Raw genomic sequence first — 14,257 nt, forward strand, 5'->3', positions numbered from 1 at the left:
AAAGTAGTAAATGAGAAATAGATCCACAACATGTAGTGATGATCCTTACTTTTCTGTGTGTAACACAATACATATCCCCAAATATAAAACGGTGTTCAAGCCTTGATTTAACCGACTTGATGACAGCTCACGAATAATTTTGTCACAGAGTTATCCACAATCAGCGCGCTGAAAATTTGATCACTTAAAGTGATCAAAAATAAAAAAACCGAGATCGTAAGATCTCGGTTTTTAATGCACTTCACAATGAGTCAGTGATTAGAACTCGCCGACAGCATCCTTTAGCTTCTTCATTGCATTTTTTTCTAGCTGACGAATACGCTCAGCTGAGACACCATACTCTTCCGCTAACTCTTGTAGCGTAGCTTTTTGATCATCCAACCAACGAGAGCGCACAATATGTTTACTGCGTTCATCTAAGCTAGCCAACGCCAAGCTTAAACGATTGTTGGTGTGATGTTCCCAATTCGCCGCTTCAATGTTATCCGCAAGATCCGAATGCTTATCTTCGAGATAAAGCACAGGTGCCGTGTAAGAAGAGCTCGAATCATCGTCTTCCGCCGACATTTCAAAGGTGGCATCTTGCGCGGCTAAGCGTGATTCCATTTCTCGCACTTCAACTGGGTCAACGCCCAACTCACGGGCAACCGCTTCCACTTCACCGCTATTAAACCAGCCTAAACGCTTTTTCGATTTGCGTAGGTTGAAGAATAGCTTACGTTGCGCTTTCGTGGTCGCTATTTTTACAATGCGCCAGTTGCGTAACACGTATTCGTGAATTTCAGCTTTGATCCAGTGCACAGCAAAGGAAACCAGTCTCACCCCAACTTCTGGGTTGAAACGCTTCACCGCTTTCATTAAGCCAATATTGCCTTCCTGAACTAAATCCGCCATGGGCAGGCCATAACCAGAATAGCCACGAGCAACGTGAACAACGAATCGAAGGTGCGATAAGATCAACCCTTTCGCCGCTTCAATTTCACCTTTGTAATGTAATCGCTCTGCGAGTGACCGCTCTTCTTCCGCGCTCAGCATTGGGTAGCTGTTCACTGAACGAATGTAGCTGTCTAAGCTGTCTTGTGAAACGAGAGCCATTTGATACGTTTGGTTTGTCATTCAATTCCTCATCAATTTCTGATCTGGAGTAATGGATGTTTTTAACCCGACAATCTTGAACCTAAAATGAACAAGATTCAAGCAAGGGGAAACTATTATGCATAAACAAGTCGCCTATACAAGTGCTGTGGCTAAAGCTAGCCAACAGTTATTGCCTACATATGACAATATTCAACTAAACTGGTTCAATTTCTTTTAAATGACGCTGCGCAGATACTTTTGCCGCTACGCATCCTAAGAAAGTACCGAGCATCAACAGCAGTAAGGATTCATCCCAACTTAGGCCAATAAGACGAAAACGGCTGTCATACAGTAGGGCAAGATCTTCAACGGCACCGTTCAATAAAATAGTCACAAAAGCGGTTAACAGCCAAGCGGCGAATGCGCCCAACAAGCCAAACCACATGCCAGCATAGAGATAAGGGCGCAAAATGTAGCGATCGGTGGCACCGATCAATTTCATGGTTTGGATCTCTTCTTTATTGGCTTGTACGTTAAAGCGCAAGGTGTTGCCAACAATCAGAAATACAGCGCCCAACATCAATACCGATAAACTCGCGACAATGATCGCCGCTAAAGTTCGAATGGCGTTTAACCTAGCAAGCCAATCTTCATCCAAGCGTACATCCGTGACGTCTTGTTCTGCTTGTATTTTTTTCGCCAGCACTTTGATTTGCTCTTGCTGCTCAACCTGCGGGGTAACAATAAGCACGCCAGGTAAAGCGTAATCATCCAATAAACTAATGGCTTGTTCAAACCCGGCGTATTGACTCAGGTCATCCAATCCTTGCTGCGGTGAGATGTACTCCACGCTGGCGACATCGGCCAAACTTTCTAGCTCATCTTTCAACACCATAATTCGTGCTTCAGGTGTGCGCTCATGTAGATAGACACTGATCTGAGCAGGGCTGGTGACATTATTGGCTACAGACGCGATATTTTTGCTCAGCAGGTACATACAGGCTGGCATCGCAAGCGCCATCGAAATAACGGCGAGCGTTAAAATATTGCCGAGTGGGCGTGACCATAAACTTGAAAATGAGGCCTTGGCCTGCTTAAAGTGGATGGCTAAGAAACTATCGGTTTTGGCCCGTTTCGGTTCACGTGCTTTGGCATTCCTTTTATTCGACGACTTAACGGCCATAGTCTTCTACCTCGCTTAAAAAACCTTGGTTAAGTTCTAAATGACGATATTGAGGACGCGTGTTGACTAAGCTGATGTCGTGCGTCGCAAGCAAAATAGAGACTCCGGCACGGTTAAACTCTTCAAACAGTTTAAGCACACGGTTAGAAAGCTCTGGGTCTAAGTTACCCGTAGGCTCATCGGCCAGCAGTAAGGTAGGTCGGTTCACGACCGCTCTTGCGATACCCACTCGTTGCTGCTCACCCCCAGAAAGTTGGCTCGGTAAACAGCGTGCTTTGTCTAATAGATCAGTTTTATCCAGCGCGGCTGAGACGCGACGCTTAATTTCATTTTCTGAAATCGATTCAATGCGCATTGGCAATGCCACATTGTCGTAAACCGTTCTGTCCATCAGCAAGCGATGATCTTGAAACACGATGCCGATGTTGCGGCGTAAAAAGGGAATATCTTGATTGGGAATACGCGTAATATCGTGACCGTTAAAGCTGATGCGCCCATCGGTTGGACGCTCAATCGCACAGATTAACTTCAACAAGGTGCTTTTACCGGCTCCGGAGTGCCCACCCAAAAACGCCATTTCTCCTCGGCGTAGGTGAAAGTCGACCTTTTGCAGCGCCTGACGGCCTCCGCGATACGCTTTGCTGACTTGTTGAAACTTAATCACTCGCTATTCCTCTCACCAGTCTCCATTGGATGATGAGGTGCTCATTGAGCACCCACGCACACTTACTCTTCGCGGCTAAACAGAGCTTCAATAAATTGCTGCGTTTCAAACGGACGTAAATCGTCAATCCCTTCGCCAACCCCAATAAAGCGGATCGGAATTTCAAACTGATCGGCCAGCGCAAAAATAACGCCGCCTTTCGCCGTGCCATCCAGCTTGGTTAATGTGATCCCAGTCACCGGGGCCACTTCACTAAAGAGTTTGGCTTGGCTGATGGCGTTTTGCCCAGTAGCGGCATCTAACGTCAGCATCACTTCATGCGGCGCTGATTGATCAATTTTTTTCATGACGCGCACAATTTTACGCAACTCTTCCATGAGGTTGCTCTTGTTTTGCAAGCGACCAGCGGTATCGGCGATCACCACATCCACACCACGTGCTTTGGCGGCCTCAATCGCATCATAAATCACTGATGCGCTGTCTGCGCCAGTGTGCTGCGCAATTACTGGTACGTTGTTACGCTCGCCCCACACCTGCAACTGCTCAACAGCCGCAGCACGAAAAGTATCGCCCGCCGCTAAGATCACTTTTTTACCTTGAGCTTGAAACTGTTTGGCCAACTTACCTATCGTGGTCGTTTTGCCTACACCGTTGACGCCGACCATTAAAATAACGTAGGGCGTTTTTTGGCTATCGATCACTAACGGTTGCTCTACTTTGGCCAAAATGTCGGCCATTTCGTCTTTCAGTAAACCGTAGAGTGCCTCTCCATCTTTCAACGCGTGGCGAGAGGCTTTTTCTGTTAGATTACTGATGATTTTGAGTGTGGTTTCCATCCCAACATCGGCAATCAGCAGTTGCTCTTCCAGCTCTTCAAACAGCTCATCATCAATTTTCTTGCCTTTAAACAGACCAAAGAAACCCGCACCAATATTGGCTTTGGTTCGGCTAAGGCTGCGTTTTAAGCGTGCGAAAAAACTCTCGCTGGGTTTTTCTTGCTCTTGAATTCGTGCTTCTGCTTCTGCTTCTGCTTCTGCTTCTGCTTCTGCTTCTGCTTCTGCTAGCGCAGTGTGTGGCTCTTCGATGGGTTGAGCAACTGCCGTCGTTTCTTGTTCTTGCTCAGCATCAACTGGTTCGACAAGCGTAGATGGCTCGAGCACTTGTTCCGTTTCAGTGGTTGATTTACTTGATTCTTCGTCACCAAAACCGAGCCAAGAGAGTAATCCACGTTTCTTTTTTTCCGTCATCTGGGGATATCCTAGATCTAACTAACTACGACCCTTTTCTTGAAGGATTATCCCTCGTAAGAAAAAGAAAAATGACAAAGCAGTGAAAAGTTTCCAATTAGATTGGTAAACTTTGTCATTATTGAAATTCAATGGCTATACCAAACCCGTTTCGGGTTGGCAGATTGGGTATAGTATCACTTTATTAGCGGTCAAAAAATCTATGGTAAGACGTCGCCAACAAAACTCATCACAAAATAAGCCTTCAACGGGCTTTGTTCGCATTATTAGTGGCTTATGGAGAGGTCGCAAACTGCCTGTTCATGATGCCCAAGGTCTGCGTCCCACGACGGATCGCGTCAAAGAAACTCTTTTTAACTGGTTAGCACAGGAGATCCCTGGTGCACACTGCTTAGATTTATTTGCAGGCTCTGGCAGCCTTGGGTTTGAAGCTGCCTCAAGGCAAGCACAAGCCGTGACGCTGATTGAGCTCAACCCGACGGCATTCAAACAGCTTAAACACAATATTGGTGCGCTCAACGCAACTAACTTGCGAGCGATAAATAGTGATGCGCTGGCCTTTCTCAAGCAGCAAGGGACACCTCACCACGTGGTGTTCATCGACCCGCCTTTTCGCCAAGGCTTATTAAGCGAAGCCGTCTCGCTTTTAGAACAAAATGGCTGGCTTGCCGATGAAGCGCTGATTTATATTGAGACGGAAAAAGAATTGGCGCTAGAAGGCATCCCTGCTAATTGGCATCTACACCGTGAGAAAAATGCAGGCCAAGTCAGTTATCGACTATTTGAGAGGAGCTCGGAATGAGAGTGTTACTGGTACTTGCAAAAGCGGCGATTGCTTTTGTTTGGTTGATTCTATTACTGAATATCTTCATGCCGTTCCCCGGTAAAGCGGCGATTGCACTTTACATTATGACGGCATTTTTGTTCATTATGCACGGACTACAAATGCTGATTTTTATCGGTGCGTTTGGTGACAAGATCAGCATGAGCCGTTGGGAGAAATGGTCGATTCTGGTATTTGGAGTCTTCGCGCTGCTCGATATCCGCCGCAAACACATGACGTAAGTTAACGGCATAAAGAAAGCAACATAGGAAAAGCCGCTTCAAGTTCACACGATAGGCGGCTTTTTTATCCCCGAATCACAGCCCCATATAGCTTTTTACGCCATTTAAGAACATTTGCGTTGAGATCATAACTAGCAATAATCCCATCAAACGCTCGACCGCTTTTAAACCACGTTCACCCAGCACTTTGTGGAAGAAACCGTAGAACATCAAAATGATGAAAGTGGCGCCCCACGCGAGCAGTACAGAGGCTGACAGCTCAAGGAGTTTGTCAGGGTGCTGAGTCGAAAGAAGCAGTAAGGCCGCAATCACTGAAGGACCCGCGATCATCGGAATTGCCATCGGTACGATGAAGGGCTCTTCCCCCGCCGCTAATCCAGTAATGCTACCTGCACTAGGGAAAATCATTTTAATCGAGATGATGAAGAGAATGATACCGCCAGAAATGCTGAGAGTTTCCGGTTGCACGTGCAAAAAACCCATGATGTTTTTGCCAGCAAACAGGAACAGCATCAAAATGATCAACGCAAAACAAAGTTCGCGCACAAGCACAACACGGCGACGTTTGGGATCAAGGTGTTTTAAGATGGAGAGCATGACCGGCAGGTTGCCAAGCGGGTCCATGATCAAAAAAAGCATGGTCGCCGCCGATAAAATATCCATCTCTCACTACTCACATCGATTTAAAGTGGCCGCAGTATATCAGCCCAGTCATGAGATTTCGATGCTCCTGAAAGTAACGATATAGATGAAGCGATAATGTTTACAAGGCCACCGAGGCAGAGATTAACGCTTGCGCTAATAAATAGCTGCCAGAAATAAGATAGCGCCCACAAGGCAATGGCCTGCGGTAATCGTGAATGGCTAACAAACTGGCCGAGAGCATCAGCACCAGACAGCCAACAAACCCGGCAAAGGCAGGCACTGTTTGCGTCTGCAGCCACAACTCTCCCGCCGCCCACGCCAACTGAACTAACATCATACCCATAATGGTTACGGGAAAGATCAAGGTGTCAATTTGCGGCAGCAATAGGAAAAAAGCCACAATACTGGTCGCAATCAAAAGGGCAGGTAGCCACCACACCATAGTGTCAGAAAGTTGCGCCCAGAAGGCTTTACTGTACATCAACTGTGCGACAAGAAAGCTAGCAAAACAGAGTTTTGAGTAGCGTTGCAACAGATGCAATGTGTCCGCGATTGCGGAAATAAGCAGACCGAGCGTGACCCATAAGATAGGAGAAGTGAGCTGCGTGGTATGGCTTAGAACTATCGCCACCAATAACAGCATACTGAGTGTTTTAAACATTACCGCTTGCTTGATTTTGTTACTTTCAACAGCCGAAATACTAATGAATCCAGACAAAGCAACGGAGAGCCAACTCCACATCTCATTTCCCCTTTAAAAATCTGCGGTCAGTGTAGGCATGTCATCATTGAAGTCCAGCAGATGAACGCAAAAATTGGATCTTGCTAGCGAATCGGAACGTTGGCTTTATTCAACAACAAAGAGTGCGAAAACAATCAAAGCTCACTCTTTGCTCACTAACCCTCACTTTCAATCACCACAATGACACCCAGAGACATTCCACTCATTTACAATACATAAACAAAGAAAAACCAACAAAAAACGATACTAAAACAGAAATTATAAAAATAAAAATAAAAATAAAAACAATGATTTAGGAAAAAAACCAAAAGAAAAACTAGAACTTAAAGCCTCTAATAAAAAAACAGCAACAACTGACTTACTAACTAGCAAAAAAACTGGTTTAACCAATTTTATTTGCGAGAACATCTCATTATTAAATTAATTTTTCTCGAAAAATGAGAATTCACCAAACTCTGACAATGATAAGCCACCTAAGATAGTAAAACCAAAAAAAACCATACAAGCAACATCACATTAACCTAATAAAATTAAACAAATTCAACTAATTAAATAAATACAGATTAAAACAACACCAAGAAGAACATTATATAAACACACCAAAACAAGCACTAAACATTGTCAATATTCCCTGAATATGATGATGTTAAGGTGTTATTTTGGATACTTCATCAAATTGAGGTTGATCAACTAAACAAAGTAGTGCTATTCTCATATTCATAGAATGAAACCACAGAATAAAGGAGCAGTGTTATGATTTCTTCATCTCAAAAACAGGGACTTGTAATGATCGCGGTTATCGTAGGCCTAATGACACTGCCAATGATGTACTAAGTATCTAATTCCCAATAAAAAAAGAGGACACCTTCGTGTCCTCTTTTTTTATCTAACGATTGAGTAAAACAACCTAATACCATTTATGGCATTGTGACGTGTTTCGATAGGGCTTCCCAATGAAGATAGTAAAAAAGAAGCGCCGCTAACGTGATTAAGGTCATTAATGAAATGGCTACGCGCCAAATAAAACGACCGCTGCGCGGAGTCAGCTCCTTCTCACATTCATCACACACACGAAGAAATGCTTTGCGATCTTCTAACTGATAGTTATCTTCATGCACAACTTTGTTACGAATAGTGGCAATGAACCTCAGCTTGCCCACCACATCATGTGGTAAACGCTCTTCACAGCTGGTCACCAATTGATGTAACCCCTTCCCCTCAGCGTGATATTGCTCTCTCAACAAGCTTTCCAATCGACGCGTTCGCAAAACCACTTTCTCAATATCTGACATTATCGCCCTCCTGTGCCAACTCTGGTGGCGCTCCATCTATTTTTATCATACTTCCCCACGGAATAGTTGAGCATTTTTGCTCGCTAACCTACCGAGGAAATGTGATATCCGCTGGAAAAAAAACCGTCAAACCAATCAAACTCACGCTTTAGTAGCAAGCAACACTCCTTTGCCATATGTTGCACGCTAAAATGTCGCCTTCATCACTAAGGAGTTCACCATGCCGCTTTCATTACTTATCGTTGTCGCTTTGTTAGTTATCTCTGCTATTTGGGTATTTAGCTATTTCTATCGTCGCCATGTGCAAGGCGAAAACGCCCCCGAACGCACTGCTAATGTCACGATTATCGACAAGCAAGCCATCGCCATCCCTCATGCTCGCCCTGGGGAAGAGGATCAGGAGTTCTGGATTTACGTCCAAAAAGGCAAACTTGGCCCAAAGCGGGAATTTCAAGTCGGCGTGCATTATTACCATGCACTTAACCCAGGCGACCAAGGAATGCTGACTTATTGCGGACACAAGTTTCTACACTTTGCACTCAAGCGTTAAGGTAATAACCAACGTGTTTTTGCAGAGCGAGCAACCCATATACTCACCGCCAGTGATCCTGCGCCGCTTACGAGAATCCATAACGGGATCACCCATGCGGGATTCCCTTGATCCCACCCATACTCTTTTACAGGCCATAGAAAGATGGGATGTAATAAATAGATGCCTAAGCTGTGCTGGCTTATCACACTTACGACTTGCTTAGCACGAGCGGGCAATCTCTCAGCAAAATATCGACACACGATAAATATCATGCTGGCGGCTAAAACGACGTTCAGTGTTTTATAAGAGAGCCAGCGACCAATCGTATACTCACCCGCTGCGACACTGTGGCTAACCACCATCCATACCGTCGTCAATAGTGCCAGACAGCCAAGCAGAATCGCCATACATAGCGTTACCCGGTTGAGTGGCACCTTCTGATAGAGCAAGTAACCCAACGGTAAATAACCAGCAAACAGCCATAGCTCATTGCTCCAAGGGCCATCAATACCGCATAAAAATAAGGTGGTCGTCAGCAGCCACACGGCAACTAATGCGTACAGCGCTTTATCATCAACTCTTCGGACCAGCAGTTGTAGAAAAGGGATCACAAAATAAAGTGGGATAAAGTAATAAAAAAAACCTAAATGGTAATACGTTGCGTGGTGCGTACTGTTACTCAGCACCGCCTTTGCAACTTGCCCATCAAATCCACTCGCACTCCAGCCGGACAAATAAGCATAGAAGAGCGACCAAACGATAAATGGCAGCAAAACTTTGCCAAGACGTCGCTGAACATAATAACGCGCATCAAAAGGGCGACGATCACTAAGCATTAAGGCTCCAGTGATCAATATAAAAACTGGCACAGCCCAACGGCTTACACTATTGATGCCAACCGCAACCACCCACTGCTCAAAAGGAATATCGCCGAGTTGCTGCCGATAGGGGGCCAACACATGAATACCGATCACCGCTACAGCCGCCAAACAGCGCAATAAATCAAAAAAAATAACTCGTTTGGTCATAGTGCCTATCCACAGTGTTTTAAGGTTTCTACTATAAAGTTGAAATAGTTGGCTATGTAATCCGCAAGTCAGTTATCGGTAAAGGATCACTAACGCCATTATAATTAATAGCTAATACCTATCGAATAAATCAATCAAAACGAATTTATTTTGTTCACTTCAAGGTGCAATCTAATGCTTAACAAGAGAAATCACTTATCCATGACAACGAGGTGAACACATGACAACAAATTTGATCGGTTTAGATACCAACCAAAGCCAACAACTTGCACAAGCGTTAAACCAATTATTGGCTAACTACCAAGTGTTTTATATGAATACTCGTGGTTACCATTGGAATATCAAAGGAAAAGAGTTCTTTGAACTGCATGCAAAATTTGAAGAGATTTACACTGACATACAGGTCAAAATTGATGAGTTAGCGGAACGAGTTTTGACTTTAGGTTATCAACCGCTGCATAGCTTCAGCGCCTATTTAGCAACAGCACAAGTGTCAGAACACACTAACGCAACTAATGGTCAAGAAACCATGCAAGGATTGGTTAAGGGATTCAGTGTATTGATCCACCAGCAACGAGAAATTCTTGAAATTGCGACGCAGGCGGGAGATGAAGGCACTTCAGCACTGATGAGTGACTACATCCGCGAACAAGAGAAACTGGTATGGATGCTGAATGCTTGGCTGCAATAAACCCCAAGTTTGGGCAAACCGCCGTCGCTCATGACGGCGGTTTTTACATTCGCACGAAATTTATTACAGCAAACGATGAATATCTTGACTCCAGCGCTGCGCCGCCGAAAGCTCATCACTGACTTGATTTAATTCAAGCCCTAGCAGATCACAATGGCTTTCCACTCCTTGCCAGTCCGCTTGCTCAAAACACTCCTCAAGTGCCAACAGCTCGCCAATGGGTCCTTCACGCTTTTGCAGTGCTAGTTTGACCACGTCACACAAGGGTAACTGCGCAACCAGCTCTTCAATTGAAATATCCAGTAAGGCATCTAACACAGAAAAAAGACCGATTAAAAAAGCTTGCTCGCGATGTTGACGAAATGAAGGATGCCCAGACATTAATTGGCAAAATTGAGCACGTTGCAAAGAGAGGTTATACAACTCTTTCGGCTTTTTAGCTGAGACAAATGAAGCAACGGCTAATGATACAAAGGTTTTGAGTTTATCTTGACCAAGATAGACCAAGGCTTGACGAAAAGAGGAAATTGGCACGGATAAGCGATCAGACATAGTGTTGACGAATCTGAGCAACTTGTATGAGAGCGCTACATCTTGCGCGACAATGTATTCAATCCGTTCAAAATCAGCATTTGGCTTACAAACTTCTCGAAACAGCTCCAAGGCGATAATCTGCTCTGGTCCAACATAACGCTGCTTGATCATTTCTGGTTTACTAAAGAAATAACCTTGGAAAAAGCTAAAACCGGCATTACGTGTCACGGTGAACTGGTGATCCGTTTCAACTCGTTCCGCTAAATAACGGCGCTTACTGCCTTCCGCTAAACGCTGACGTACAAACTCGCAAGCGTGATCTAAGCCCAGCGCCATAATATCGAGCTTGACGATGTGCACATAACTCAGAAAGCGTTCCCATTCTGGCGCATACACAAAGTCATCCAGCGCCACCAGATAGCCACGCCGATACAACTCTTTTATCGCCTCAAGCAGTTCATCCGTCGGCTCACAGGTTTCGAGCACTTCCACCACAATTTGTTCCCGCGGCAACGTTAAAGGCAGACGGCGAATTAAACTCTTGTAGGGAAAATTAATAAAACAACGTGATTTGGGAATATTGGGATTGATCCCCACCGCAAGAAAGTTTTCGACGATCAAGCGATACGTGGCTCGATTCGACTCAATGTGTGCTGGAAACGCGTTTTTTTCCCCATCACGAAAGAGCAATTCATAGCCAAGCGTATGCTGCTTGGCATTTAAGATCGGTTGTCGTGCGACATAAGAATAATGCATTAGTGATTAACAACTAATAATTGAGACATAGCCATCTTAGGACTTCGCCACTGCCAGTAGCGCTCCACAACCAATAAACATCGAGCCAAATACTCGGTTAATCTTACTCATGACACTCTCTGAACGAATAAAGCGCCCCATTCGTGCGGCTAAGGAGGTGTAACCAAGCATCACAATCGAATCAATGGTTACCGTGGTCACGCCTAACACCAACAATTGAATGAACTGATCTTGGGTTGGGTCAATAAATTGTGGAAAAAGCGCCACCAGAAAGACGATGGATTTAGGATTTGTCAGGTTGATCAACACCGCTCGACGCAATAAAGACCAACTCGTTTGCATTTGAGCCGTTGCATTGGTCATCATACTTGAACGATCACGACATTTTTGAACACCTAACCACACCAGATACGCAGCACCAACCCACTTAATCACACTAAATGCCATGGCTGATTGTGCCACTAAGGCACCAATTCCGGCTCCCACCAACATGATGTGAAAAGCCAACCCCAATTGTAAACCCACAATCGCGGCTAGTGATTTACGTGTACCGTAGCTAAGGCCATTGCTGATGGAATTGACCGTACCTGAACCCGGCGCCAAACTAAACAGTATCGCGGTCACCACATAGGCAAGCCAAACATGAGTATCCATTGCAATTCCTCTCAACTAGACTAATCTAGCCTAAAAATGAACTATTCCTCGAATCTGTCCAATAAGAATAATCTATGAATCAGACGAGTCCAAACTCCCCACCTTATACTCAAGAGTCTTTCTTTGAGCAAGTGATCAATACCACGATTGCCGATTTCTGGCACTCCAGAGAAGAAGGTTTTATCAAATCTGCTGATAAAACAAAACTTTATTGGTGCAAACTTACCTCGCCTCAACACTCAAAGGCGATCTTCGTCGTCAACGGACGAATTGAATCTTGCTGGAAATATCAGGAGCTATTTTATGATTTTTTCCAACAAGGTTATGATATTTATTCTTTTGATCACCGTGGCCAAGGGCTTTCTGATCGATTAATCGACGATCCACAAATCGGCCATGTCGGTGAATTTGATGACTACATTTTAGACATGCAGCGTGTCATTGAGCACTTTGACTTAAGCCATTATGCACAACGTTTTCTCGTCGCCCACTCGATGGGCGGTGCCATTGCGACCCGGTATGTACAAACATACCCTCAACACCCATTTGCGGCTATGGTGCTCAGCGCGCCAATGTTTGGTGTCAACATGCCATGGCAATTACGTCCTATCGCCATGACACTGAGCCAAGTGCTGACGGCGATGTATAGCAAGCCAACCTATGCGCCAGGCTATCAAGCCTATTCGGCAAAGCCTTTTGAGATTAACCCATTAAGTCAAAGTCAGGTGCGTTACCAATGGTTTCGAGACCTGTACCAACGCAAACCCGAATTGCAAGTCGGCGGCCCTAGCACGCGCTGGGTATGGCAAGGGCTCATGGCAGCGAAGCTGTGCCAACTGATGACTCGTCAAGTGAAGTTACCAACACTCATCTTGCAAGCAGGACAGGATGACATTGTCAGTAATGCGGATCAAATTCGCTTTGTCACTAAGCTGGCGAAAACCAATCCATCTAGCAAGCTGGTCATCATTGAAGGAGCAAAGCATGAGCTCTTTTTTGAAAAGGATTGCTATCGAAACCAAGCACTTGATGAGCTATTTAAGCAATTCCAATCTCTTGAGAACACAGTTAAATCAAGATGTTAGAACTGAGCAAATAGAGGAAATTTCAATTGAGCGTTTTACCCTCTTTTTCCTCTTTAAGATGGCGTAAACTAAGCCACACCAAAGTTTCTCCACCATCTGCGATCTGCAAACCAAATCGACCATGATAATGAGGGTTTTATGACCACCGAATGTAAAGAGCACGCGATTCATATCGTGGCGTCCGATCTCGACGGTACACTACTTGCGCCAAACCACCAATTGAGCGAATTCACCAAGCAAACGCTACAAGCACTTCACCAAAAAGGCTTTACTTTCATCTTCGCTACCGGTCGCCATCACGTTGATGTGGCGGGTATTCGCCAGTTAGCGGGCATTCCAGCCTACATGATTACTTCCAATGGCGCGCGCGTTCACGATCAACATGACAACCTGATGTACAGTAAAAATGTACCGCAAGAATTGGTACAGCCCGTCATTGATGTGTTTAAGCAAAACCCTGATATTTTTGTTCACATCTATCAAGATGAATCGTGGTTATTGAATAAAGAAGATGAAACGCTGCGTGATTTCCACGAAGAATCCGGCTTTAGCTACCAAGTATTTGATGTCAATAACGCACCTACCGAGGGCGTCGCCAAAATATTCTTCACCCACCCAGCGCAAGATCATGAGTTATTAGCTCAGTTTGAAGAGCGCTTAAACGATATTTTTGGCGACAAACTGAACGTCGCCTTCTCAACACCTTGGTGTTTGGAAGTGATGGCAGCAGAAGTGTCGAAAGGGGATGCGCTCAAAGCCGTTGCAGAATCATTAAACCTGACCCTAGATAACTGTATTGCGTTTGGCGATGGTATGAACGATGTGGAAATGCTGTCGATGGCTGGTAAAGGCTTGGTGATGGGCACATCGCATCAAAAAGTGTTCAATGCACTGCCTAATAACACAGTGATTGGTAGCAATGCAGAAGACGCCGTGGCTCACTATTTGCGTGAACATTTATTGTAACAGCAGCCTGCAGTAACGAGCGGTCACAAAACACAGCGCCATTTGAGCGCTGTGTTTTTGTTCATAACGACTTCGCGATTTATCTCTGATTCTTGT

The 14,257-nt window shown here is 44.9% G+C and carries 16 protein-coding genes; 6 read left to right on the plus strand and 10 right to left on the minus strand.

The window, feature by feature from the left end; translation table 11 throughout:
* Positions 1–258: 258 nt before the first annotated feature.
* The 4 genes from rpoH to ftsY all read right to left on the minus strand — a co-directional run bounded on the left by rpoH (position 259) and on the right by ftsY (position 4,171).
* Entirely contained in the window at positions 259–1,116 is an 858-nt protein-coding gene (rpoH, locus tag AACV20_RS02100; RefSeq protein ID WP_170907880.1) for an RNA polymerase sigma factor RpoH, read from the minus strand.
* Between the two features lie 175 nt (positions 1,117–1,291).
* Positions 1,292–2,260, minus strand: a complete 969-nt coding sequence (ftsX, locus tag AACV20_RS02105; protein ID WP_170907881.1) for a permease-like cell division protein FtsX — start codon at positions 2,258–2,260, stop codon at positions 1,292–1,294.
* A complete protein-coding gene (ftsE, locus tag AACV20_RS02110; protein WP_010316903.1) occupies positions 2,250–2,924 on the minus strand; it encodes a cell division ATP-binding protein FtsE in 675 nt (224 codons plus the stop codon). Before ftsE ends, ftsX begins: the two co-directional genes overlap by 11 nt.
* Positions 2,925–2,986: 62 nt before the next feature.
* Positions 2,987–4,171 carry a signal recognition particle-docking protein FtsY gene (ftsY, locus tag AACV20_RS02115; protein ID WP_170907882.1) on the minus strand — a complete coding sequence of 395 codons (1,185 nt, stop codon included), beginning with the start codon at positions 4,169–4,171 and terminating at the stop codon, positions 2,987–2,989.
* A gap of 202 nt (positions 4,172–4,373) precedes the next feature.
* Between ftsY and rsmD the strand changes: the two genes are divergently transcribed.
* Entirely contained in the window at positions 4,374–4,973 is a 600-nt protein-coding gene (gene rsmD / locus AACV20_RS02120) for a 16S rRNA (guanine(966)-N(2))-methyltransferase RsmD (RefSeq protein WP_170907890.1), read from the plus strand.
* Positions 4,970–5,236 carry a DUF1145 domain-containing protein gene (locus tag AACV20_RS02125; RefSeq protein ID WP_013855495.1) on the plus strand — a complete coding sequence of 89 codons (267 nt, stop codon included), beginning with the start codon at positions 4,970–4,972 and terminating at the stop codon, positions 5,234–5,236. The genes rsmD and AACV20_RS02125 overlap by 4 nt, the downstream gene beginning before the upstream one ends.
* Before the next feature lie 75 nt (positions 5,237–5,311).
* On the opposite strand, the gene AACV20_RS02130 is transcribed toward AACV20_RS02125, so the two are convergent.
* The 3 genes from AACV20_RS02130 to AACV20_RS02140 form a co-directional block, all read right to left on the minus strand.
* A complete protein-coding gene (locus AACV20_RS02130) occupies positions 5,312–5,899 on the minus strand; it encodes a YhgN family NAAT transporter (RefSeq protein WP_017048588.1) in 588 nt (195 codons plus the stop codon).
* A 100-nt stretch (positions 5,900–5,999) separates the two neighbouring features.
* Positions 6,000–6,623 (minus strand): lysoplasmalogenase, encoded by a 624-nt coding sequence (locus AACV20_RS02135; protein ID WP_170899709.1) that lies wholly within the window; start codon positions 6,621–6,623, stop codon positions 6,000–6,002.
* A gap of 917 nt (positions 6,624–7,540) precedes the next feature.
* Entirely contained in the window at positions 7,541–7,915 is a 375-nt protein-coding gene (locus AACV20_RS02140) for a hypothetical protein (protein ID WP_026028288.1), read from the minus strand.
* A 220-nt stretch (positions 7,916–8,135) separates the two neighbouring features.
* On the opposite strand from AACV20_RS02140, the gene AACV20_RS02145 reads away from it, so the two are divergent.
* Positions 8,136–8,465 carry a DUF2500 domain-containing protein gene (locus AACV20_RS02145; RefSeq protein ID WP_017042056.1) on the plus strand — a complete coding sequence of 110 codons (330 nt, stop codon included), beginning with the start codon at positions 8,136–8,138 and terminating at the stop codon, positions 8,463–8,465.
* Here the strand turns inward: AACV20_RS02145 and AACV20_RS02150 are convergent.
* Positions 8,462–9,475: an acyltransferase gene (locus tag AACV20_RS02150; RefSeq protein ID WP_013855506.1), complete on the minus strand. Its 1,014-nt coding sequence runs from the start codon at positions 9,473–9,475 to the stop codon at positions 8,462–8,464. The genes AACV20_RS02145 and AACV20_RS02150 overlap by 4 nt on opposite strands.
* A gap of 220 nt (positions 9,476–9,695) precedes the next feature.
* Here AACV20_RS02150 and AACV20_RS02155 point away from each other — a divergent pair, with 220 nt between their 5' ends.
* A complete protein-coding gene (locus tag AACV20_RS02155; protein ID WP_013855507.1) occupies positions 9,696–10,166 on the plus strand; it encodes a Dps family protein in 471 nt (156 codons plus the stop codon).
* A 63-nt stretch (positions 10,167–10,229) separates the two neighbouring features.
* Here AACV20_RS02155 and AACV20_RS02160 read toward each other — a convergent pair whose 3' ends face one another.
* Both AACV20_RS02160 and rhtB read right to left on the minus strand, forming a co-directional pair.
* Complete coding sequence (locus tag AACV20_RS02160) at positions 10,230–11,456, minus strand: EAL and HDOD domain-containing protein (protein ID WP_013855508.1); 1,227 nt, start codon at positions 11,454–11,456, stop codon at positions 10,230–10,232.
* Positions 11,457–11,492: 36 nt separating this feature from the next.
* Entirely contained in the window at positions 11,493–12,110 is a 618-nt protein-coding gene (gene rhtB, locus AACV20_RS02165; RefSeq protein WP_170907883.1) for a homoserine/homoserine lactone efflux protein, read from the minus strand.
* 74 nt (positions 12,111–12,184) lie between these two features.
* Here rhtB and AACV20_RS02170 point away from each other — a divergent pair, with 74 nt between their 5' ends.
* Positions 12,185–13,195, plus strand: a complete 1,011-nt coding sequence (locus AACV20_RS02170) for an alpha/beta fold hydrolase (protein ID WP_013855510.1) — start codon at positions 12,185–12,187, stop codon at positions 13,193–13,195.
* A 138-nt stretch (positions 13,196–13,333) separates the two neighbouring features.
* Positions 13,334–14,161 carry a Cof-type HAD-IIB family hydrolase gene (locus tag AACV20_RS02175; RefSeq protein ID WP_013855511.1) on the plus strand — a complete coding sequence of 276 codons (828 nt, stop codon included), beginning with the start codon at positions 13,334–13,336 and terminating at the stop codon, positions 14,159–14,161.
* The last annotated feature ends 96 nt before the right edge of the window (positions 14,162–14,257 follow it).

The sequence above is a fragment of the Vibrio sp. B4-6 genome (assembly GCF_963888245.1).
Classification (GTDB): domain Bacteria; phylum Pseudomonadota; class Gammaproteobacteria; order Enterobacterales; family Vibrionaceae; genus Vibrio; species Vibrio anguillarum.